Here is a 23,241-nt window from a genome sequence, read left to right on the forward strand (position 1 = left end):
TCCATCAGTTGGCTACATCAATTTCGACGCTTACGGGTTCGCTATGAACGACGCGATGACATCCACGAAGCGTTCATGCTACTCGGGTGCATCGTCATCTGCGGCTATTTCCTCTAATGTTCTTTTTGTTAGATGCTCTAAATACAAAACGCCACCTGTCGAATAGAATATTAGACAGACATCTAAATAAGGATATTTGATCTGTGCTCAACGATGCCTTCAAGGCTCTCTCTGATCCCTCGCGGCGACTCATCCTGGCACGTTTGCGTCATGAAGGTGAGTTAAACGCTGGTGAACTGGCAGAGCAGTTCGATATGACCAAGCCGACCATGTCGCATCATTTCACGGTGCTCAAGGAAGCTGGCCTGGTCAAGAGCAGGCGGGAAGGGCAGCAGATCATTTATTCCCTGAATACCACAGTTGTGGAGGATGTTGTCAGCCTGTTTCTGGATTTGATGAAACCAGCCAGCAAGACAGCGGCAAACGGAAAGAAAGAAAAGAGGGGATCATGAAAAAAATGCAGGTTGCCATCATCGTGGCTCTGATTGCCTTGAGCCTCGGATCATCCTGGCTGGTGCAACAGAATCGAGAGGCTTGGCTGCCTGAAAAAGTTCCAGTCCACTGGGGTATCGATTTCCAGCCTGATGCCTGGGTTTCACGAAACGATATGTTCTGGTACCTGTTTGGAATACCATTGGGAATGGTTGCTCTGACAGGCATTCTCTATGCCGTCATCTACTGGCTTTCTCCGAAGGGCTTTGAGCCTGCGAAATCCAACCCCAGCCTGGCCGGCTACATCATCCTGCTGGTGGTGGCTTTTTGTGCTGCCTTGCATGGTGTTGTCCTGTTGAGCTATATATTCCCGGAATTTCCCATAGATCGTGGTTTGATGGGGGTGTTATTCCTGTTCTTCATCTTGCTTGGTAATGTGCTCGGCAAAGTGCAGCGAAACTTCTGGATCGGCATCCGAACGCCATGGACCATCGCCAACCATCTGGTGTGGGAAAAGACTCATCGCCTGGCAGCATGGCTGTTTGTTGGAGTCGGAGTCCTGGGAATCGCTTCACTGTTCATTTCGAGAGTTGTTCCGGCTCCCATCATGATCGGCTGCTGGATTGGAATGATTGCCCTAGCCGCTCTCGTTCCGGTGATTTACTCGCTGGTGTTCTACAAGAAACTGGAACGCAGCGGGAAGTTGAACGAAGTTACCGCTTGATAAACTGTACGACCAGGTCTCTGCGTGTCACCATGATTCTGCCGGGTAGTTCCACTGCGGTGCGAGTTCCCCGGCAGACTTCGATGACTTCCTTCCAGCGCTGATGGTTCATCTGGTCAATCGGCCAATTCTGCGATTGAAATAGGCCTCGCAAAACTTCCTGCATAACGGTATTGGAATTTCGTTCCAGGAGTTTCAACTTGAGAGCAAGACGTTCTTTGGATTGAAATGCAATGATGGTTTCAAAAAGTCTGCGACTTTCTGTCTTAATCTGTCGGTAAACCATTCTTGCTCGATCTGCCCATTCTGCCAAGTGATTAACTGCATCTGGATTCATTTCAATCAGCTGTGGCATGATCTGGTGTCGAATTCTGTTTCTTGTGAACTTTATGTCATCGTTGCTGGCATCATGTCGGGCAGTAATGTTGTGGCTTGCAAGATAATCGAGTACATCCTGCCTGGTGCATGTCAGTAATGGCCTCAAAACGTAAATACTATGGTCAGTTATGGTAAGCCTTCGTTTCGGTGCAATGCCGCGTAACCCCCGCCAACCGGTTCCACGGATCAGGTGATGCAAAACGGTTTCAGACTGATCGTTCATGGTGTGGCCGGTCATGACCCAGTTGCAACCGTTTTGTCTAGCAACTTCAGTCAGCCAATCGTACCGCAGTTTCCTGGCACAGTTTTCGATACCACTCTGTTGGGGCGACAATTGATCAGAGTGGCCAAGGTGAAAGTGAAGGCCATGTTGCTGGCAAAGTGACTCAACATAGCGTCCATCAGCATCGCTTGCCTCGCCACGAAGGCGATGGTTGTAGTGAGCAATGTGGAGCGTATTTTTATCGACAAGCTGCATCATGGCGTACAGCAGGCAGACACTGTCCGGCCCACCTGAGACAGCAAGGAGGATGGGGCCGGCGACCTTGTGCTTGTGCATGAAGCGCTGCAAGTGAAGTGTGACAACATGTTGAAGTGATGGCGGCATAGTTAGCCCCCGGGCTCTTTAAGCCGGGGGCGGGTTCACGCGGAGAAGAGACTCGTTCGCACAATATTCATAACACACGGTGACTTACGTCACTCTCTTGCACATCCACCCCCGGCTTGAAGAGTCGGGGGTTAAATTATTTCTTCGCCTCGATCCTCGGAAACAACGGCTTCACTTTGCCATCGACCAGTTGCGCTGTAACACGCAAATCATCAGGCTGGGCTTTCAGTTCTGCTGCATCAGCGTACTTCACCTCAGCCCAGGGCTTCGGAAAGTTAAAACTGTTGTAGATTACTTCCGTAGAACGGGGTATGAACGGCTTGAGCAAAATACTGGCTACACGCAGCGATTGCACAGCATTGAAGAGTACACTCTTCGCTGCTTCCTTGTCGGTCTTGACCAGTTTCCAGGGAGCGTTGGTTTCAAGGTATTGGTTAGTAGGAGTCAGGAAGTTCAGGATAATCGTTTGCAGAGCCTGGTTGTAACGGCAGGCTTCAACGTGACTGCGGACTTCTTCTACAAACGATTGCAGATTCAATCCAGGAACCACTGCATCTGGCGCTTTACCTGCTGTGCCATTAAAAACGCTTTCGTAATTCTTCGTAATCAGCGTCAGGCAGCGGCTGAGCAGATTGCCCAGGTTATTCGCCAACTCGCTGTTGAACACCTCGGCAAACCGATCCCAGGAAAAGTCACCATCTCCCGGAAACGGGCACTCCCTCATGAAGTAATAGCGGAAAGCATCCGAACTGAACTGGGTGATAATGTCCATCGGCTCAATGGCATTGCCCAGCGATTTGCTGATCTTCTCGCCCTTGATGTAAACAAACCCGTGGCCGAACACTTTCTTCGGAGCTTCCAAATCTGCCGCCCACAGCATGGCAGGCCAGATGGCACAATGAAAACGTGTAATGTCCTTCCCGATGAAGTGCACGTCGGCGGGATAGTACTTCTTGAACGTTGCCTCGTCATCCCCGTAGCCGATGCCGGTGATGTAGGTGAGCAGAGCATCAAACCAGACGTAGATGGTGTACTCTTCGTCGAAGGGAATTCGGATGCCCCACTCTTCGCCACGCCGGCTTATGTTGATGTCCTGCAAGCCCTCAGTCTTGATCAGACTGAGGATTTCATTGCGACGGCTGTCAGGTTGTACGAAATCTGGATTCTCTTCGTAATGCTTGAGCAGTCGATCTTGAAACGCACTCAACCGGAAAAAGTAACAGGGTTCCGACCTCCGAGTTAGTGGGGTTTTATGATTCGGGCACAGCCCATTGTTTTCGGTGTGCTGCTTGTCGCTCTTGAACTCCTCGCAGCCATCACAATACCAACCCTCGTACTGACCCTTGTAAATGTGGCCGTTGTCGTAGACCTTCTGAATGAACTTGCGACAACACTGCTTATGACGTTCGTGGCTGGTCTGAATGAAGATGTCGTAGCTGATATCGAGCGCATCCCAGATCGATTTGAACTGGTTAGCCATATCATCGCAATAGGCTTGCGTACCCTGTCCGAGTTCGCTGGCACGCTTGGCAACCTTCAGCGTGTTCTCGTCGTTCCCCATGAGAAAGAAAACGTCATTCCCCTCCATGCGGCGGAAACGTGCCTGCACATCTGCGCCCAGCTTTTCAAAAGCGGTGCCGATATGGGGCCGACTGTTGGGGTAATCGATGGCAGTGGTAAGGAAAAATTTCGGTGCGGTCATACCTGTCTTTCAGGGGAATGTGATGTCTTCATGATATTGATGACAGCTATTGAGACAGTGGAGTTCATGGCAAGTGAAGTTATGAATCCAAGTACTATTTCCGTTGTTCTGCAGCTTTTCGGAAAATGCCGACACTAAGCAGAACAATTGCGATAAGCTGCAAGGCTAAGCTCATACCACCATAAAACATTATTTGAGCGATATAGATATTCTGCATCTCGGTGGCGGACATCGGTACGTAAGATACAAAGGAGCCGACTATCAGCCAAAGAGTTACACCCATACTCACTGCGATTAATATCAACACTGGCCAAATGTTTTTCATATCAGATCGCTTTCAGCAAGCAAATCTTCACACATGTAAGGCAAAGAACACTATGCCGCTTTTTTGTGGCCGTCTCTGCCTCGATCCTGTGAACCAGCCCCCTCCTTCAATTGAGGCTGCCGGCTGTGCACTTTGTGGTTTTCATAATACTGCAGATATTTTTCCACCAGTTTCTTATCGTGGCGTATGATCAGTAGATTTTCGGCATTGGCATCTTCAGCCTGCCGTGTGAAATTGAAGCTGCCTGTAATAATCACTTTCTGATCAATGATCATCAGCTTGTTGTGAGCAATGGCATGTTCGCCATCGACCAGCACTTTCAGACCTTTTTCCATGCAACGTGGCATATCAGAACGCAGTTCCGCTTCATTGGAGCGGTCGAACAATATTTCCACATCCACACCCCGGTCATGTGCATCCATCAAGGCTTTGACAATCGGATCATAAGTAAACGAATAAGCCATCACCAGAATCTGTTTCGTGGATGCATTGATGGCATCGACAATGGCCTGCCCGCATCCGCCCTTAGGGGAAAAGTGAACATGAACTGCCGGTGGCGGAATAAATCGGCGCAGAATCATTCGTCCCCAGTAGACTGCCACCAGCGCTGCTGCAAAGCCTGAGCAGACCAGAAGTATGAGTGTTGTCATGACTTTACCACTCCACGCTTATTCGAAACCATACTTCGATTCGATGGCACGTTTCGACTGGTTGTATTCAACTTGAGTTACCCGACCTTCATCGCGGGCGATCTCCAGTTCATTCAGTTCACGCTTCTTGATACGCTGCTGGCAGGCCAGACTGGCACGATAGTTGATAACCCGTGCTTCGTTGTACCCGGCAATTGGATCCCACAGAATGGAAACAGGCCAGGTGAAGAGATCAACTGCTCCCAGCACATAATTGCCTGTGTAGAAGGAACCACAACCCGGAAGAACACCTAGGCAGGCTGCTAAAGTCGGGTTCTTCTCTTCAACGAGGACACCATCAGCCCGCATTTGCTGATATTCCGATTCCTGAATCGTGTTCAGACTACTGCAGCCTGAAAGCAAAGTGCCACACATCAGAAGATAAGCCATCTGGTGCATGCATTTCCCCCAGCAAATGTTGCCTAGTATGCGCGGTAGGCGGGAGATAACCTCAGCGTACGTTTTTGTCAATGGATGAACTGAGAGTTCCTGTTACACTGGACATGTTGTGGAAACAGGTGAATCAGATGAACTTTGATACAGCGTTGCTGGAAGCAGATGATGCACAGTGCTATGAAGTGACCACTAAAGCTCCTGGCCCAACAGGTAAATTGCCTCTGACGGATGAGATGCTCAAGCATTCGCCCAGCGGTGATCTATTTGGCTGGACGCAAAATGCTGGAATGGGTTGGGATCCCATAACACTACAGGGAAACGATTTCCTGCTACTCAGTACTCATGGCGGACTGCGGAATGCAGATGGTACAGCATTAGCCTTGGGCTACCACACCGGCCACTGGGAAGTGAATCTTCTGGTAGCCGAAGCAGCACGCGAACTCAAGAAACTGGGAGCAACTCCCTTTGCAGCTTATGTCACTGATCCCTGTGATGGCAGGACACAGGGTACTACAGGTATGTTCGATAGTTTGCCTTACCGTAACGATGCAGCCATGGTCATGCGTCGGTTGATCCGTTCCCTGCCTACTTGCAAAGGTGTCATGGGGATTGCCACCTGCGATAAGGGCTTACCTGCAACCATGATGGCACTGGCCAGTTGTCATGACTTGCCAGCAATTCTTGTTCCCGGTGGAGTAACCTTGCCCGCTGAAGACGGTGAAGATGCAGGTAAGGTGCAAACCATTGGCATTCGGTACATACATGGCTTGGTTACATTGGAAGAGGCGGCAGAACTGGGATGTCGTGCCTGTGGATCGCCCGGGGGAGGGTGCCAGTTTCTGGGCACCGCAGCCAGTGCACAACTTATTGGTGAAGCACTGGGATTAACCTTGCCCCACGCTGCGTTGGCGCCATCCGGGCAACCAATCTGGAAGGACCTCGCAACTCGCTCTGCTCGAGCACTGATGCAAATGCGGAAGAAAAAGATCACAACGAAGAACATATTTTCTGATGGATCAGCAAGAAATGCGATGGCTGTGTTCGCAGCAGCTGGTGGTTCTACCAATATGCTCTTTCACATTCCCGCCATACTGCACCAGGCCAAACTCGAACGCCCATCGCTCCAGCAGTGGATGGAATTCAACAGAAAAATACCACGCCTGGTAGATGCATTACCCAACGGCCCTGTTGGTCATCCCACCATTCGCGTATTCCTGGCAGGTGGCGTGCCGGAAATCATGCTCCATTTACGGGAACTCCATCAGATTGATGAAGGAGCTTTAACTGTTACTGGTGAACCGGTCGGTAGAATACTGGATGCCTGGAGAATCAGTGAACGCCGCAAGAGACTACAGGATAGATTGTTCCAATGTGATGGAGTCGACCCAGCTGATGTCATCATGTCGCCTCAAAGAGCGGGATCAAATGGTCTGACCAGTACAGTGGTTTTTCCAACGGGCAACCTTGTTCCGCAAGGCAGTGTCATCAAAAGCACGGCCATCGATCGTTCCATGATTGATGAAAACGGTATATTTCGACATACTTTTCGTGCCAGAGTTTTTACGACCGAGACAGCAGCGATGCAGGCGCTCAAGGCCAAGGATGAATCCGCCATCAAGCCGGGTGATGTCATCGTGCTGATCTGCCGAGGCCCCATGGGTGCGGGCATGGAAGAAACGTATCAGATAACTGCAGCGCTAAAGCATTTGCCTTGGGGTAAACAGGTGGCAGTTCTGACCGATGCCCGCTTTTCAGGCGTATCAACTGGTGCCTGCATCGGGCACGTTTCCCCAGAAGCCTTGGCAGGCGGACCTATCGGGAAACTAATCGAAAGGGATCTAATCGAGATAATCATCGATCAGCGTGAGCTAGCAGGAAGTGTCAATCTCATTGGACATGGCAACGAAAAGCATGATGCGACATGGGGTAATAGAGTACTCGAATCACGAGCATTCAGAACTGACTTGAGGCCTGATTCTTCCTTGCCTGAAGACACTAAACTGTGGGCAGCATTGATCCAGGCCAGTGGTGGTGTATGGGGAGGGTGTGTTTATGATGTTGACCGAATAATGCGACAATTAAAATCGTGTAATTCCTAGATGCGAATGAGAATTGTGGTCTATAGTTAAAGAATATGGGATGCAGGGGAGAATCATCAATCTTCTGCATTGCGGTTTATCTGTAAGTGTTCTTTTGAGAGTCGTCATGTTCCTTCGTCAGAAGTGTCCCAACTGCGGAAAAGAAGTTGAATTTGTCTATGTACAGATAGGCCATGGTATCTGTTGCAAGAAATGCAATTATGAATTCACCCTGACTGTCAAACGTCGCCCCATGTTACCTTATGTAATAGTATTGGCTGCCTTGGTAGTTCTTGGCGGTGTTGGTTATTACACCTTCAAGACTTTTCACGATTGGTGGATTTATCGATAGTAGCTCTGCCAAAAGTAGCTAAGATGCCTGCAGGTAAATCGGGGCATCATTCATGTCGGAACCAGTCCACGTTTCGTCTCATCCACTGATCGCTAGCCGCATTGCAGAACTTCGTCACAAATCGACTCAGCCAGCCCGATTTCGTGAACTGGTCCGGCAGCTATCGCAGTTATTGTTCTTCGAAGCAGCAGAAAAGTTGCAGGTAGAACCCATGAACGTTTCAACTCCATTGAGTGAAACCAGCGGATTGCGATTGAAACAGCGCATCGGACTGATTCCCATATTGCGAGCTGGTCTCGGGATGGTAGATAGTATTCTGGAATACATTCCTGAGGCCCAAGTCTGGCATCTGGGTCTGTATCGGAATGAAGAAACACTGGAACCGGTGACGTACTATAACAAACTGCCAGCCACACCTCGTATCGATCTTGCAATTGTTCTTGATCCCATGCTGGCAACCGGTGGCTCATCGATTACCAGCTTGAGTATTCTTAAACGCTGGGGCGCCAGAGAACTCTGGTATATTGGTTTGATAGCAGCCCCCGAAGGTGTAAAACGAATGCAGGCGGCTCACCCAGATGTTCCACTGTATCTGGGAGCACTGGATTCTCACCTGAACTATCAGGGTTATATTGTGCCCGGACTTGGTGATGCGGGTGACCGGCAATTTGCAACAGCGTAATCAAGGATAAAGCATGTCAGAAAAACTCCATTGGCACGGTGTGTTCCCCGCCATAACCACACCGTTTCATACTGATCTGAAGGTGGATCACTCATTTCTGGCAAGGCATGTGAAATGGCTGATCTCTAATGGCTGCCAAGGCATAGTGGCTTTGGGTTCATTAGGTGAAGGAGCCACGCTAGAAAAAGAAGAGAAACTGGAAATCCTGAAGACATGCAAGGCTGCCCTGGGCAATGACATCCCTCTGGTTGCTGGCATATCTGCGCTGAGTACAGCCGATGCTGTGCGTTTGGCCAAAGAGGCCCAGGATGCCGGTTGTCAGGGTTTGATGGTTTTGCCACCCTACGTTTACTGCTCCGATTGGCGTGAAATGAAAGCCCATGTTGCTGCGATTTTCAAAGCAACGAATCTGTCTTGCATGCTTTACAACAACCCAATCGCTTACAAGACCGATTTCCTGCCAGAACAGGTAGCGGAACTCTGCCAGGAGCATTCCAATCTGCATGCGATTAAGGAATCAAGCGCTGATGTTCGCCGAGTGACGGCTTTACGCGCCCTGCTTGGCGACCGCCTGGCATACTTTATGGGTGTTGATGATCTGATTGTCGAAGGAGTTCAGGCCGGGGCAACGGGCTGGATTGCAGGGCTGGTTAATGCATTTCCCAAAGAATCGGTTCAGATTTTTGAGTTAGCCCTGGCTGGTAAAGACACCAGAGCGCTCTATGAGTGGTTCCTGCCGCTGCTCCGGCTCGATGTGGTAGTGAAGTTTGTTCAGCTTATCAAGTTGACACAGGAAAAAGTGGATATGGGTTCTTCAACCGTCAGACCGCCACGGCTGAAACTAGTAGGCGCTGAACTGGCTGCCGCTGATAAGATTATTGACCATGCCATCAAGCACAGGCCCAAGTGATCAGATGCCAAAGAAATCACCATACGGTGTGCATCCTGGTGTGGCTATGACCATTCAATGGGTGAAAGACCTGCCTGCTAAAACCGGCAAGTCACTCGATGAATGGATGAAAACCATTGAAAAACAAAAGCTGAAAACCGAAAAGGAACGAGCAGAATATCTGAAAAAGATATGCGGTTTGGGAACCAACTACGCAGGATGGCTGGCAGCGCGATCCCTTGGCAAAGGTGATGAAGACCTTGATCCTGCAGCTTATTTGCGCAGTGCAGTGAACTGGGTGGAAGCCATGTTTGCCAGTAAACCGCTGATCAGACCTCTTTACGAAAAGGCTCTCTCATTGGGGTTGTCGTTGGGCAAGGATGTTAAAGTCTGCCCCTGCAAGACCATGATTCCCTTCTACCGCAACAACGTGTTTGCAAAATTAACTCCATCAACCAAAACCAGACTCGATTTGGGAATGTGTTTGCGAGGCATTCCATTTTCAAAGCGATTGACGGATACTGGCGGTACAGCAAAAAAGGATAGAATCACTCATAACATCGCCATCACCAAGCCTGAAGATTTTGATGATGAACTGATGAAATGGTTCCGCAAGGCATATGACATGGATGAGTAAGTCCACAGTATCCAAACAATTCAAACCCTTCTAGAATACATCCACTCGCCAACATCAATGAAAGAGGCACGTTAAGATGAACAAGCCAGTGCTTTGGATTATCGGTATCCTTGCGATTTGCACACTCGTGATTGCCGGTCAAGCTCAAGATAAAAAAGAGTCGACAACCTCGATCAGCAAACCGCCAGAAACGGTCAAAGTCGAACAGGGGAAATTCAGCGTCGATATCAACACCAAAGGGGTTTTCGAAGCTGAAGATTTTGAAGAGTTGTCCATCAAGCTTGAAGCCTGGACCGGAATGACAGTCTTGAGTGCGGTGCCACACGGCACAACGGTCAAGAAGGGCGATGTACTGGTGAAGCTGGATATGGAAAAGTTCAACAAAGCTTTGAAAGATCTGGATATTGAGCGTGAATTATCTGACCTTGCCTTCAAGCAGGCTGAAGAGGATTTCAAGACCTCTCAGAAGTTGTTGCCTCTGGATGAAGCAGCAGCCAAGCAGGCTTTTGAATATGCTCAGGAAGATTACAAGCGGTTTGTTGAAGGCGATCTTCCTCTGCTTAAGCGCAATGCTGAATTTACATCACGCAGTGCGAAGAACTTCTTCGATTATGCCTCGGAAGAACTCAAGCAACTTGAAAAGATGTACAAGGCTGATGACATCAAGGAAGAAACCGAAGAGATTATTCTCCGTCGTCAGCGTGATACTGTGGAAAATGCCAAGAATAATCTGCTTAACAGTGAAAAACGAGCAAACGATCAGCTCAAATATGAATTGCCACGTAGGGAGCAGAGCATGAAAGAGGCGAATGAACGTACGAAACTGAATTATGAGAAGTCTCAGATCACTATGCCAGCTCAAGTCAGGCAGAAACAATTGGCTTTTGAGAAGACTAAACTGGAACGGGCCAAAGCGCTGGAACGTTTCCAGAACATGAAGGCAGATTATGACAAAATGACCAACATGGTCGCTCCCTGCGATGGCATTGTCTATTACGGCAAGGCAACCAAGGGCCAATGGAATTCAAGTTCCGTGGAATCCAAACTGCAACCCAAAGGCACACTTCAAAACGATGATGTCTACATGACCATCATCAAATCAAACAAACTGGCTGTCCGATCCACCATCGATGAAAAAGACCGTCCCTTCATCAGTACTGGCGATGATGTCAGAATCATCCCCACCGTGGCTCCTGATAACAGGATCAAGGGCTCCGTTTCGAGTATCACAGCCATGCCGTTAGGTACTTCCTTCGAAATGCGATGCAAGTTGAACGAAGCAACAGACGGACTTTCACCCGGCATGACCTGCAATGTCAAAGTAAAGGGATATTTGAAGGAAAAGGCTCTGACACTTCCCGCGTCTGCCATTTCCTTTGATGAAGAAAATGAATCCTTTGTTGTCTATCTGCCAGCAACTGGCACGGAAAAGCCAGCGAAAAAGACAGTGAAAATCGGCAGACGTTCCGCTGACAAAGTCGAAATTCTCGACGGACTGGCAGCAGGTGATTCTGTGTTGAAGGAAAAACCTGCTAAGTAAGGCTGGCAGGAAACTATTGATGCTTGCGGGAGGAGAATTGTCCTCCCGTTATTTTTTGCGCGGCCTGGGTTGTTTGCGTTTGCTTGAATATCGGCTGCTGTGTGCTGAATCAAATCGAAGGATACATGCATCGGATTCGTCGGAGGAGTCATTATCCACGGCAGGTACTGCTTTCAGCAGAGGCACCGTTGAAATCCGCTTCGAATGATTCTGGCTTCTCAACGTCACAGCATAAGCAAGTTCGTTCCACAATGATTGAACGGTGGGATGTGCTTTGCCCATTCGAAACTGAATTTCCTGCAGCTTCTTACGTGCTTCGGCTTCCTTGCCTTCCTCCACCAGAGCTTGAATGAGGTTGCGCAGATGATCTAGATTATCCGGATCGAGCTCCACAGCTGTTTTCAGATGCTCCAGCCCACGCTTGGAATTTCGGTTCTGGAAGAGAAAATCGCCTAGTGCACGATGACATTCACTCGAATCTGGAGCGAGTTTAACAGCTTGTCGCAGATGCTTCAAAGCCCGCTGGCGATTTCCCGATTCGTCTTCATCATGCAGGTGTCCCAGCATATGATGCAATGCTGCATCATCGGGATCGCTGGCTAACGCTGCTTTGACATGCTGCCTTGCTGACAGATACTCCCCTTTCATACGCAACGCATCTGCCAATAGAAGTGAAGCATCAACACGCAGAGAAACTGGAAGGTCCAACTGCAGCAATCGCTTGAGGTAAATAATGGCTTTGTCTACCTGGCCGGCTTCAAGGAGTGTGCAACTGCGATTCCAGATGCCATCAGCAAAACGTACTTCGCCGTTCATACTCCGAGCCTCCCTGCTCGAATCACGATATCCTGTACAGTCATGCAACTTATAATGTTTTAATTCGTCACTTTCAAGACACTTTTACTACTTAAATTTCCCGGCAGCTACCCAGATCGCCTAGATTGACAATGTATGGCTAATCTCTTTCGGTTGATTCTTTGAGGACTGCTTCATTTACATAGATTGGTACTTCCGCAGTTACCGCTATGGCAATGGCATCACTAGGCCTGCTATCAATTTCAATCAGTTTGCCGTGTTGAACAACTCGGATTTTGGCATAGTAGGTTCCTTCCCGCAGACTGCTGATCATGACATCCTGTATGGTGCCGTCTAATTTTTCAATTGCTTCGCAGATAAGATCATGTGTCAACGGCCTGGGTGTAGGAACTCCTTTGACTCGCCGTTCGATGCTGACGACTTCAAAGAGTCCAATAACAATCGGGAAAATCCTATCTCCCTCAACTTCTTTGAGGTAGATCACATATTGTTCGCGAACATCATCCGTGACAATGCGGCGTAATTCCATGGGAACTGGCACGTTAAATCCTTCCGGTTTCAGGCTTCATGCTGCATATTCACAGGAAAACGTAGAGGATTCAAGCATTTTAACAACGGTTATCCCACTGAAATGCACGAGGAATCAGGAAAGTTCTGATCTGAAGCGAGAAAAAACAGACTAGCCGCTTGCGTACACCAGAGCCCAAGATACACTTATCGAGGGGACACAGTTGACTCGCTTCATTGGAGTGTCCTGGGAGTTACCCTGTTGCGCCCAACCCGGGTACCGAGGTGGTTCGATGTCTGTTCGTCTGAAAATTGGAAAATGCAGCCTTCTTGGAAACTACCGTGAAAACAACGAAGATGCTGTTGATGTCAAGGAATTACCGAGCTTAACAGTTGCTATTGTCGCTGATGGCATGGGTGGGCAGGCCGCGGGCGAAAAGGCCAGCCAGATGGCAACAGAGATTATTCCACGGGAAATCAGCCAGAACGTTGAAAACTCAACCAGTTCAGATGATATCAGAAAAGTTGTCAGGAAATCCATTGTCCAGGCCAACGAAGAGATTATTTCGTTAGGCCAACTGGATCGCGATTATCGAAATATGGGAACCACCGTGGTTGGAGTTGCCTGGGTTCCTGCCTTTCGTGATGATTGTCTGTTTGTCACCGGTGTGGGTGACAGCAGGGCTTATCTGCTTCGTGACGGTAAAATCGATCAGTTAACTATTGATCATTCTCTCGCGCAGGCATTGGTCGAAGCTGGTACCATTACACCTGAAGAGGCAAAAGAACATCGCTTCAAGAATGTTTTGTGGAAATACCTCGGTAGTAAAGAAGTAGGCGAAGGCCCTGAAGTTAAAACATTATTTGTTCGTCCCGGTGACAGAATTCTATTATGTACAGATGGACTTTGTGGCGTAGTTCCAGACGAACGTGTAGCCCAGGCCATGCAGGAGCACAAAGAAACCCAGAGTTGCTCTGAAGCGCTGTGTCAGTTAGCCTTGGATTTAGGCTCTCGCGATAATGTCTCCTGTATCGTGCTGGATGTCACGGACGGTTAGTGGATCTCATTGACATATCATAGCCATTACAATTGAATATCTTCACCAGCATCTACGTCTGTTCTGGTGTATGATGTAGTATGGATTTATTCTCAGGCTAATACTTTGAGTTCACCCCCACCACAATTTGATCTTAAGGCAGGCATGGAGCCTATTCCAGGATGCCGATTGATCAAACGCATTGGCCGTGGCGGATTTGGCGAAGTCTGGGATGCCCAAAACATTCAGGATGACTCACGACTGGCACTCAAGTTTCTCGATTGTAAACATCAGCCCGCCAGCCTGGTAGTCAATGAAATCAAACTCCTGATCCAACTGCGTGATCTGCAGCACGATAATCTCCTGCAGTATTACAGCGTGACTGCCAGTAAGAACATCATTATCCTCACGATGGAACTGGCGGAAGGCAGTTTGAATGATCTGCATTACATTTACCGCATGGATCACAAATCACACGTGCCTTCCAGCGTGTTGATCAACTTGATGTCGCAAGCAGCTAGCGGGCTGGATTTCATTGCCCAGCAGAAATTGACGCAAAACTCCATGATGGCTCAGCATGGTATGCAGCACTGTGATATCAAGCCCAGTAACCTGCTTTTACTCTCCAATAAACTGAAAATTGCCGATTTCGGTTTGTCAGGCCCCCAACTCTGGAATGCCAAGGGGAAAGCCTTTGGTACTCCTCTGTATGCGCCGCCAGAGTTATATGAAGGCAAGGCCAATACCAGAACGGATCAGTTTTCGCTTGCAGTGACCTACGTTGAATTACGAACTGGGCAGTATCCTTATCCGATGTCAACGGATGGATCTTTCCCGAATGTTTCGCCCGATCTTTCGATGTTGCCTGAAAGTGAACGACCCGTAGTGGCTCAGGCGCTTTCCCCACAATGGCTCAATCGATTCAATTCCTGCCAGGATTTTGTTGACGCATTAGTCAAGGTGGTTGTGCCCAGTTCCCGCGGCCTGCCTTATGTCAAACGCAGTTCATCGCATGGCTCATACCGTCGCTGAGTTTCATCCATGAAGCACTCTCCCGGATTTCTGCAACTGGTGAATGATGCCAAAACCCGCATCAGGGAAATATCACTTCATGAATTGAAAGCAAAACTGGCGAGTGCCAAGCCGTTTATTCTGATTGATGTGCGTGAAGAAAGTGAATGGCAAGCCGGGCATCTGCCGAATGCCATGCACCTGGGTAAAGGGATCATTGAGCGAGATATAGAAACCAAGGTACCTGAGAAAAATCAGGAAATTGTTTTGTACTGTGGTGGTGGATTCCGTTCCGCCCTGGCCGCTGATGCCTTGCAGAAAATGGGCTATACCAACGTGCTTTCCATGGATGGAGGCTTCAGGGCCTGGAAAGAAAACAACGAACAAATCGTTCATTGATACTATTATGATAATCGTACCAGTAGCCGTTCCAGTGTTGCAGCAGGGGAGAGCATTCCACTGCTCTTTAACGTGATTTCTGCTTCCATCAGCCAGTCAAAGAGTCGATCTGCTTTGGAGCCTAGTTGCTTCAAGTGCTGCTGCACCGATTGAGCTTTAAAGGGTGGTAACCCTGCCTGGGCCACAGCACCCTGCAGGCTCATTCCATCCTGCAGCAAACGATGAGCCTGTGCCATCTTTCTGAGCTGCCATGCCATACCTGCCAGGAGACCTAAGGGTTCTTCACCCTGATCGATCAGTCTTGCCAGGGTTTGAAACGCAGACTGGCGCTGATTGGCAGCCAGGGCATCGAGCATCACCCAGACGGTGCTGTTTCTATTGCGTGCCACCAGGTTCTCGACATCCTTGACAGTAATTGCATCCTGGTTGCCAACAAAAGTTGCCAGCTTGGCCAGTTCCTGATTGAGCAGCCCCAGTTCAGGCTCAATCAGCTCTACCAGAAGCTGAACGGCTTCCGGCTGCATTTTCTTGCCATACTGTTGAGTACACCACTTGGTGAGAAAGCTGGTCAGGAGATGAGGCTTCTTGTGTTCGCAGGTAATGGTCTGTGCTTCGGGCAACTGCTTGGCTAACCGTGTATTGCTTTTCCAGGTAGAGACCTCAAGCACCAGAACTCCACAAGCACTGGGCTTCTCCAGGTACTTCTCCAGTTTTTCCCGGTACTTGCTGACAAAGTCGTCTGCATTGCGAAGCAGGACCAAGCGGGTAGGGTGACCGAACGGCGGAGTCAACAGATCATCTTTTACCGTCGCCCAGTCGACTGATTCTCCATCGTAAATCGAACGGGCCATTTCGGCTGATTCGGGTAGAACAAGCGATTCGAGCTTTTCGCAGACCAGTGTCTTGAGATAGTATTCCTTGCCTGCAACTACGATAACAGGCTTCACATCATACTTGGCATTCTTTTCCAGTAACGACCAGCCGTCCATTGCTCTCCGTTCATCAGAGTGAATACAACGAAATCTTGTGAGTTGTGGCAGGGTCGTAACTGTACTCAGTTTCGACCCTGTTCAATGGATATTCAACAAACTGTTATGCAGCCAGTTCCTGTCCTGACATTTCTCTATTGATTCGTTTTAAACAAACCAGCAGTACCCACATCAGATTGATGGAGCCAATAAGGAATATCGTCCACGGGCCACCATCACCCATGCCATAACTGTGTAGACCGGCACCCAAAATAAAGTTAACGCCATACCACGACATGACGATGGCAGAGAAGCAAACAACCGAGGCGATTGCCATGCCGAAGTCTTTCACCCAGCCGATGTAACGGGCATGCAACGGCAACAGATAAACCACCAGTGCAATCAGTGCCCAGGTTTCCTTGGGATCCCAGCCCCAGAATCGCCCCCAGGATTCTGCAGCCCAGATACCGCCCAGCAACGTACCAACACCCAAGAGCAATACTGCAACCTTGATGGCTGAGTAGCAAAGATTGGAAAGATTCTTCAGCAGATCGCGGCGATCGGAATTGAACCAATAGAGCACCAGAGAAATGTTTCCAATCGCCCAGGCCAGCGCACCTGCTGCATAGCTGGCCACAATGGTCATCACATGGATGATCAACCAGTAATTGCTGCGGAGCACGGGTACCAGTGGGTCAATCTTGGCATCGAAACCACGGCTATATGGTAGTTGATCAGCAAGGATCATCCCGAGTGTAGCGACAATCGAACCAGCGAGGATGATTATGGTATTTCGGTAATAACATTCGAGCATCAATGCGAATACCGCACCCATGCTGGCGACGAACACTACCGTTTCAAACATGTTGCTGACCGGAGGTCTGCCTGAAATCATCACCCGACCATAGTAAGCGAATATCTGGAAGCCAAGAGAAATGAGCAGTGGTGCAAAGCCTGCAAAGTAAAGTGTCCGGTTATCCAGTCGCAGTGACAGTGCAAAAAGTATGACTGCTGCCAGCATGGAGATCCAAGCCCACTTGAAAGGCTCGACTCGATTCAACGTGAGTTCCAGTTGAGTCGTATTCTCACCAGGATAATTGCCTTGGGTAAATTCCCTGCTGACTTCGGTAAGAGTTTTCTGGAAGGCCAGCGTGGCATTCTGGAATTCGCTGCCATTCCCGCTGCGGTACGCATTGCCCACGGCATCGTAGGCAGCCAGCACCTGTTTGGCTTGTGTTTCAGGGAATGGTTGTGATTTGATTGCTGCCAGGTACATATCGGGATGCTTGATTTCCAGATATGCCATGTACATCTGGTTGTGTCGCTCATCACCAACGATGAAAGGCTTGCGGATATTCTGGATGGATTGTTTGAGATTCTTCAGCGCAACGCGATCCTTGGCTACGGTTGTTTCGCTTTCGGGCGGCATCATCTCGGTGATCTTCTTTTTCATCTCCTGTTTAGTGAGGTTTGCCTGGCCCATGCTGGCTGCGAATTTGGTGAAGTCTGCTTCGGACATTTTATCGAGTTGTTCCAATGCTGATTTTCTGGAAGCAGCAACCTGTGAATCGGCACGTTTCTGAAAAACAGCTTCCAAATCGCGAATGACAGGCTCAATCTGATTCTCTTTAAGCGCCTGCTGGAATGATTCGAGCGATTTGCGTACTTCTTCTGAAAGATAAAGTCTGGGCAGCAGGCTGACTCGTTGGCTCATAATGTCCCACCACGCCATATTGGCATTTTCCTGGGGACTCAACATGGGAGCACGCATGGTCGTGGTGATGTAACGCAATTCACCCATCGAGAACCAGGATGAGTTGGGAACTTTATCCAGCGCAACATAATGAACCGGGTCGGCCAGGAGTCTTCGGTTTTCCCGTTCTGTTGCTGCTTTGTTCCGCAGTTCCATGGAGCCGGTAATGAGCTGGTAGTAGCCAAATCGGTCAGATACCGATTCTGCCTTGCGTTCAAGAGGTTCCAGACTCTGCTTATAGTGATCCGGGTCAACATCGCGCTTTCGATTCACTGCAACCACCAAGCGCTGGAAGGGGACGGACTTGTGTAGGTCATTCGGAGAAATTCTCTTGGAATGCACTTTCTCGGCATGTTGAGGATCATCTTTGTCCACGCCATAAATCGCTGCTCGTAACTCGTGGTCTTCACACAAAATGATCGGGTAGTTGTCCCAATCGATTTTGTTCTTGTCTTTTTGTTGTGGCACATAGAAGAGCCAGGACATGAATATTGGCATGGCCTTCTGGCCATCCAGGCTGGCACGGCCTGTGATTTTGCGTACCGTTTCGATGGCCACGGTCTGCAGCGGCTTGATGCGTCCCTCTTCCAATACCGGCCAAGATGCCCAACTCGAATAGTCGTACTCGGGCAATTCCAGCCGGGTTTCGGAACTCGTCTGCGTTTGAACGGCCAGCCCATACCAGTAAGGCTCAATCACCTTGTAAGCCATGGCAAGGAGAAGAATGCTATTACCGGCGATGAGCACCAAAGTGATCGCGCGACGTGTTGTCCAGGTTGAATCGTTCATCATTCACTCCTTCTCAGGAGATTTAGGCTCAGTGAGATTTATACCGTTTGGCGTTTTTTCGGTTTGAAGAAGTAAGCTTTCATGTAATACATGGTTGCAATACCCAGCCCCAGCATACCCGTTCCCAGATATTTCAGCCAGAGACCCGGGTCGCGACCTACCGTAAATACAGAACCTGCCATGGGTTTGCCAGTCGTTTCATCCAGGCCAAACTGCTCAAAACGAGATTGATATACTTTGAAACCACGATGATCGAGCGGTTCGTTCATGGTGATCATGAAGTTGTCGCCGTGGTAAGCCTGGCCGCCGAAGAACTTATAGAGTTCGCTGAGTTCCTTTTCATCGTTTACTTTGACGAAGCTGGTATAGGTGGCAGCGCGGGTAGTGCCGGGATCAAGTTGCGATTCTGCCCGTGTTAATTCAATGGAAAATGGCAATTGCATCTGCTGATACCCGAAAGTCAGCTTGATTGGCTCGTTGAAAGTCTGGTTATCAAGTGTGCCCGAAATGGCGAAATGAGCCTGTCGGCCCAATGCGATCCACCGTTCTTTGGAAAAGGCATGTGTCTGATTCTGCAAGTCTTTCTTCGTCAGAATTACACGACAGAGTAAGGCAGGGGGATTTTCTTCATCCAGAAGTCCAGGTCGCTTCGTTATAGGAACCACGCGCTGCACGCAAGGTTTCGCATGAGGCAGATGCTCGGTGATAATAAAGCTGCCCGCATGGCGATCCCAGATACGTTGCTCTACTCCACTGGGTGGCGCTTCGCCGGAATCTTCCAGCAACATTTTGCCATCCTGCTCGATGAAGGTTCTGAAATAAAGTTTTCCATCCGTGGTCTGCATGAATTGCAGCAGTGATTTAATGTGCGGTCTGCCCGTCGCCAGTCCGTCGTACCCGAAACGAACATCAGGTGCATGGTAGAAAACAGCAGGCAACCCCTCTGCCAGGTCTGGAGTTGGTGTGCTGAGATGATCGAGTGGGCCTGGATATTCCACTTTGCGACCAGCGATCTGGTACTTGGTTTTCTTGCCGTCGGGAGAAATGACTTCCCCGGTTACCACTGGAAAATCGGGAGACTCATTGACATCCTGGCTGTTAGGTCGTGGAACGTATTTTTCCAGAACAAGCTGCCAGCCTGATTTACCAAGTGGAACTGTTTTGCCAATGTTGCTGGCAACATCCACGCGGATCTTTTCCTGGCCGATAGCGAACACCAGTTGGCCCTGCTTCCCTCGCTGATCGTTACTGACTGGTTTGGTGAATTCATCAATCAGAGCAGAATGAAATTTGCCATGAAATTCAATCAGCATGTTGTTGCGAATAGTATTCAGATACGGGAACAGGTTACGGTCCTGATCCATCGCCAGCGCGATCCAGGAAGGTTTAACCCGCATGGTCTCTTTAGTGTTGATTTCGAGTTTCAGTGCTGGGAAACCGAACTCTTTGCTTTCCGCTGCTTCGAGTGTTTCCAGGCGGCTATGCGGAAGATGGGCTATGACTTCCAGTCGTAAATCATCATACAAAGCAGTGCTGATGGAACGAGGAAAAGGATTGGCGAGCCAGGCCATGGAACCGATCAGTCCGGGAACCTTGATGGATTTCCCTAATTCCGATCCCCAGGGAAGCGGTCCTGGTTTTACATCAATCTGTTTGTTCTCCCATTCACCTTTACCAGTTTTTTCCTGTCTTAAACGATCCAGAGAAAGAATCATCTGCTGGCTGAGACTAACCTCATTGGATCGTTGGGGAATACGCAACTGTTCCGAAGCAAAAGGGGAATCGACCAGTCGCATCATGGCATCCACGCCAAAAAAACTGTTGAGCACGCCACCAGCGAGCATGGTTAACAAACCGACATGGGTGATCAGGAAACCAGTCTGATGCTTCTTCCAGGGCCACTTCTTCATGGCAGCAAAGAAAATACATAAAGCCAGCACACCCAGCAGTGCGGTAAACCACCAGGAATAATAGACCAGTTCCTGAGCGATTTTGTCGCTGTACCATGATTCCAGGCAAGTTCCAATAATCATGGCGATGGTGAAAACACTTCCCGCTGTCAGCGCAAGGTGAAGCGAACCAAGTGTACGTGCCATCTTCCAGAACGGTGCTTTCGACGTTGCCCCTGTTTGGATGGCAGGCTTGTTTGCCGGCGAATGGTCAATTTTCTTGACATCGCGCGGCGCGGTTGAGGTCATGCGTCATTTCCCGAAATCACAAAAGACAAGACAAGTCAAGAACCTTGTCCAGAACTGGTGGGATGTCTACATTTTACGTGCCAGACTCTGTTTGCATATAGTTTGCTGCAAACTACTTTATCGAATTCCGAGATGTAGTAATAACACGGCTGAAAATTCCTGTTTAAATGAACCTTACTACTTGCTGGTGCTGAAAGCGTAAATGGTTGTCTGGCGGTATGTTTCGCCTGGATTCAAAACGGTCGTGGGAAACTGCGGTTTATTGATGGAATCAGGATAATGTTGTGTTTCGAGACAGAAACCGGCGTGTTGCTGGTAGACCACCCCATTTTTTCCCGTCAGTTTGCCATCGAGAAAATTGCCTGTGTACAGTTGAACGCCGGGTTCAGTGGTTAAAACATGCATCACTCGACCCGATTGCGGTTCAACTACACTAGCGCAAAATCGCAAATCAGCCTGGTGTCGTTTAGACATTGACTGTATTTGCTCATCCTGTTTCTCAATGACAGCCTGCCCCTGTTTCGCGGAATACTTCGCAGAATGTACCAGGTAGTTGTGATCATATCCTTTCGCAGGCGTCGAATAGAGTTGTTCGATGCGTTCACCTATAGTGTGTTCCTTGCTGAAGAAATCGAGCGGTGTCCCTGCTACATCGTCAACCTTGCCTGTCGGGATCATGGTCTCATCGGTTGGCGTGTACTGGCTGCTGTTAAGTCTCAGCTTATGCCCCAGAACGTTTTCCTTGCCGCCTGTCAGATTGAAATAGCTGTGATTGGTCAGATTCAGTGGAGTGGCTTGATCTGTCGTTGCTTCATACTCGATTTTGAGTTGATTGTCATCTGTCAGGTAATAACTCACCAGGGTGGTTAAAGTACCTGGATAGTTTTCCTCACCGTCCTTGCTGACATACTTGAGTTTGATGCCCTGATAATCGGGGCCATCCACCTGAGATAGGAACTGCCAGACTTTCTTATCAAACCCGACCTTGCCGCCGTGCAGACTATTGGGGCCATTGTTCACCTCAAGCGAATACTCTTTACCATTCAGCGTGAACTTGCCTTTGGCAATACGATTGGCCACCCGGCCAGTGATGCAGCCAAAATAAGGATGACCTGCCAGGTAACCTTCCAGATTGCTGAAACCAAGACAGACATCGGCGAACTTGCCCTCACGATCGGGGACATGCAGTTCCTGAATGATGCCGCCATAGGTTAGTATTTTGACCACCATGCCGTTCTTGTTGGTCAGAATGCATTGGTCAACCGCCTCCCCCGTGCTGGTTTTCCCGAAGGGTACTTTTTGAAAGGTGGCTCGGCCTTGTGCCTGGATCGGTGTTGTTACGCTCATCATCAAAAGTCCAGTCAAGAGAATAGGCAACCGGTGCATGACAGAGTCTCTCCGTGCTTGGTAGCTTGCAGTGTATAATCGAAGCAGGGTATTGCAACTGTTTTTCAGGCCAGACTCGCCGTAGCATCTGGCGCAATAACCCCTTATGATCTACATAGATTCTTAACGTATTCTACATCTTTAACTCTAGGATGAGCCTGCATCGTGGTGTAGCGAAGCAGGCTCAGCCGGAAGGATTCGTCTTATGTCGATCCACATGAATCGTGATCTGGAAAAGCTCCAGAAACGCATTCTCTCACTGGCAGGTGATGTCGAACGCTACGTGGAAAAGTCCATCTCAGCCTTGTTCAACCGAGACGCAGAACTGGCAAGGGAATTAATGGATGATGACAACGCCATCGATGAGGAAGAAAACCAGATCGAAGAAGACTGTCTGAAAATCCTCGCATTACACCAACCTGTAGCGATCGATTTGCGACGTGTTGCCACTATTTTGAAAATCAATGGTGACCTGGAACGAATGGCGGACCTGGCCGCGAACATTGCCGAGCGGGTTTACAGCCTGGCCATGTCCTCGCCAATCCCCATTCCTGCCACGCTGCGAACGATGGCCGATTTGGTCAGTTCCATGTTGCGAGACAGCCTTGATGCATTCATGAACCTCGATTCTTCATCCGCCAAGCGTGTGTGCAGGCTGGATGACTCGATTGATCTGTTCAACCGCGAGATCATTGTCGAGATCATCCGCTTCATGAAGCAATCAACTGACAATGTCGAACCAGGACTGAACCTCTTTTCCGTGGTCCGCCAATTGGAACGAATTGGCGATCACGCTACGAACATTGCAGAGGATGTTGTCTACCTGGTGGATGGAACTATCATCAGGCATCATCCCGAAGCAATCAGAGATTGAAATCAATCCTGT

General features: G+C 49.2%; 22 protein-coding genes. 12 read left to right on the plus strand and 10 right to left on the minus strand.

The features are described 5' to 3' along the window. Window positions 1-203: 203 nt before the first annotated feature. Window positions 204-512, plus strand: a complete 309-nt coding sequence (locus tag JNJ77_16745; GenBank protein MBL8824236.1) for a winged helix-turn-helix transcriptional regulator — start codon at window positions 204-206, stop codon at window positions 510-512. Beyond that, window positions 509-1,216, plus strand: coding sequence for an SdpI family protein (locus JNJ77_16750; GenBank protein ID MBL8824237.1), 708 nt, complete (start codon window positions 509-511; stop codon window positions 1,214-1,216). The genes JNJ77_16745 and JNJ77_16750 overlap by 4 nt, the downstream gene beginning before the upstream one ends. On the opposite strand, the gene tilS is transcribed toward JNJ77_16750, so the two are convergent. The 4 genes from tilS to JNJ77_16770 all read right to left on the minus strand — a co-directional run bounded on the left by tilS (window position 1,206) and on the right by JNJ77_16770 (window position 5,316). Next, window positions 1,206-2,153: a tRNA lysidine(34) synthetase TilS gene (tilS, locus tag JNJ77_16755; protein MBL8824238.1), complete on the minus strand. Its 948-nt coding sequence runs from the start codon at window positions 2,151-2,153 to the stop codon at window positions 1,206-1,208. The two genes, JNJ77_16750 and tilS, sit on opposite strands and share 11 nt — an antisense overlap. A gap of 184 nt (window positions 2,154-2,337) precedes the next feature. Next, window positions 2,338-3,903 (minus strand): methionine--tRNA ligase, encoded by a 1,566-nt coding sequence (locus JNJ77_16760; GenBank protein MBL8824239.1) that lies wholly within the window; start codon window positions 3,901-3,903, stop codon window positions 2,338-2,340. Between the two features lie 375 nt (window positions 3,904-4,278). Next, window positions 4,279-4,878, minus strand: a complete 600-nt coding sequence (locus JNJ77_16765; GenBank protein ID MBL8824240.1) for a phospholipase D family protein — start codon at window positions 4,876-4,878, stop codon at window positions 4,279-4,281. 18 nt (window positions 4,879-4,896) lie between these two features. Then, window positions 4,897-5,316 carry a hypothetical protein gene (locus JNJ77_16770; protein MBL8824241.1) on the minus strand — a complete coding sequence of 140 codons (420 nt, stop codon included), beginning with the start codon at window positions 5,314-5,316 and terminating at the stop codon, window positions 4,897-4,899. Between the two features lie 128 nt (window positions 5,317-5,444). On the opposite strand from JNJ77_16770, the gene JNJ77_16775 reads away from it, so the two are divergent. The 6 genes from JNJ77_16775 (at window position 5,445) to JNJ77_16800 (ending at window position 11,491) form a co-directional block, all read left to right on the plus strand. Continuing rightward, the gene (locus JNJ77_16775) at window positions 5,445-7,412 is read left to right on the plus strand and encodes a YjhG/YagF family D-xylonate dehydratase (GenBank protein ID MBL8824242.1); all 1,968 of its coding nucleotides are present in this window, start codon (window positions 5,445-5,447) and stop codon (window positions 7,410-7,412) included. 106 nt (window positions 7,413-7,518) lie between these two features. Beyond that, a complete protein-coding gene (locus JNJ77_16780; protein MBL8824243.1) occupies window positions 7,519-7,743 on the plus strand; it encodes a hypothetical protein in 225 nt (74 codons plus the stop codon). A gap of 52 nt (window positions 7,744-7,795) precedes the next feature. Then, window positions 7,796-8,425, plus strand: coding sequence for a uracil phosphoribosyltransferase (upp, locus tag JNJ77_16785; protein ID MBL8824244.1), 630 nt, complete (start codon window positions 7,796-7,798; stop codon window positions 8,423-8,425). A gap of 13 nt (window positions 8,426-8,438) precedes the next feature. Beyond that, on the plus strand, window positions 8,439-9,335 hold the full coding sequence (locus tag JNJ77_16790) for a dihydrodipicolinate synthase family protein (GenBank protein ID MBL8824245.1): 897 nt from the start codon (window positions 8,439-8,441) through the stop codon (window positions 9,333-9,335). Beyond that, on the plus strand, window positions 9,310-9,951 hold the full coding sequence (locus JNJ77_16795; GenBank protein MBL8824246.1) for a DUF4287 domain-containing protein: 642 nt from the start codon (window positions 9,310-9,312) through the stop codon (window positions 9,949-9,951). Before JNJ77_16790 ends, JNJ77_16795 begins: the two co-directional genes overlap by 26 nt. Window positions 9,952-10,027: 76 nt before the next feature. Then, window positions 10,028-11,491, plus strand: coding sequence for an HlyD family efflux transporter periplasmic adaptor subunit (locus JNJ77_16800; protein MBL8824247.1), 1,464 nt, complete (start codon window positions 10,028-10,030; stop codon window positions 11,489-11,491). A gap of 48 nt (window positions 11,492-11,539) precedes the next feature. Here JNJ77_16800 and JNJ77_16805 read toward each other — a convergent pair whose 3' ends face one another. Together JNJ77_16805 and JNJ77_16810 are read right to left on the minus strand one after the other, a co-directional pair. After that, entirely contained in the window at window positions 11,540-12,307 is a 768-nt protein-coding gene (locus tag JNJ77_16805) for a tetratricopeptide repeat protein (protein MBL8824248.1), read from the minus strand. Between the two features lie 139 nt (window positions 12,308-12,446). After that, window positions 12,447-12,836, minus strand: a complete 390-nt coding sequence (locus JNJ77_16810; GenBank protein MBL8824249.1) for a bifunctional nuclease family protein — start codon at window positions 12,834-12,836, stop codon at window positions 12,447-12,449. 271 nt (window positions 12,837-13,107) lie between these two features. Here JNJ77_16810 and JNJ77_16815 point away from each other — a divergent pair, with 271 nt between their 5' ends. From JNJ77_16815 to JNJ77_16825, 3 genes are all read left to right on the plus strand, one after another. Continuing rightward, entirely contained in the window at window positions 13,108-13,872 is a 765-nt protein-coding gene (locus tag JNJ77_16815; protein MBL8824250.1) for a serine/threonine-protein phosphatase, read from the plus strand. Window positions 13,873-13,977: 105 nt separating this feature from the next. Next, a complete protein-coding gene (locus tag JNJ77_16820) occupies window positions 13,978-14,883 on the plus strand; it encodes a protein kinase (protein ID MBL8824251.1) in 906 nt (301 codons plus the stop codon). A gap of 9 nt (window positions 14,884-14,892) precedes the next feature. Beyond that, window positions 14,893-15,261, plus strand: a complete 369-nt coding sequence (locus tag JNJ77_16825) for a sulfurtransferase (protein ID MBL8824252.1) — start codon at window positions 14,893-14,895, stop codon at window positions 15,259-15,261. Window positions 15,262-15,266: 5 nt separating this feature from the next. Here the strand turns inward: JNJ77_16825 and holA are convergent, their stop codons facing one another. The 4 genes from holA to JNJ77_16845 form a co-directional block, all read right to left on the minus strand. Continuing rightward, the gene (gene holA / locus JNJ77_16830) at window positions 15,267-16,250 is read right to left on the minus strand and encodes a DNA polymerase III subunit delta (protein MBL8824253.1); all 984 of its coding nucleotides are present in this window, start codon (window positions 16,248-16,250) and stop codon (window positions 15,267-15,269) included. Between the two features lie 103 nt (window positions 16,251-16,353). Beyond that, on the minus strand, window positions 16,354-18,774 hold the full coding sequence (gene ccsA / locus JNJ77_16835) for a cytochrome c biogenesis protein CcsA (GenBank protein ID MBL8824254.1): 2,421 nt from the start codon (window positions 18,772-18,774) through the stop codon (window positions 16,354-16,356). Between the two features lie 35 nt (window positions 18,775-18,809). Further along, complete coding sequence (locus tag JNJ77_16840) at window positions 18,810-20,969, minus strand: cytochrome c biogenesis protein ResB (GenBank protein MBL8824255.1); 2,160 nt, start codon at window positions 20,967-20,969, stop codon at window positions 18,810-18,812. A 177-nt stretch (window positions 20,970-21,146) separates the two neighbouring features. Next, window positions 21,147-22,355, minus strand: a complete 1,209-nt coding sequence (locus tag JNJ77_16845; protein MBL8824256.1) for a galactose mutarotase — start codon at window positions 22,353-22,355, stop codon at window positions 21,147-21,149. Window positions 22,356-22,560: 205 nt separating this feature from the next. Here JNJ77_16845 and phoU point away from each other — a divergent pair, with 205 nt between their 5' ends. Next, window positions 22,561-23,229 carry a phosphate signaling complex protein PhoU gene (gene phoU / locus JNJ77_16850; protein MBL8824257.1) on the plus strand — a complete coding sequence of 223 codons (669 nt, stop codon included), beginning with the start codon at window positions 22,561-22,563 and terminating at the stop codon, window positions 23,227-23,229. The last annotated feature ends 12 nt before the right edge of the window (window positions 23,230-23,241 follow it).

The organism is Planctomycetia bacterium (assembly GCA_016795155.1).
Classification (GTDB): Bacteria; Planctomycetota; Planctomycetia; order Gemmatales; family HRBIN36; genus JAEUIE01.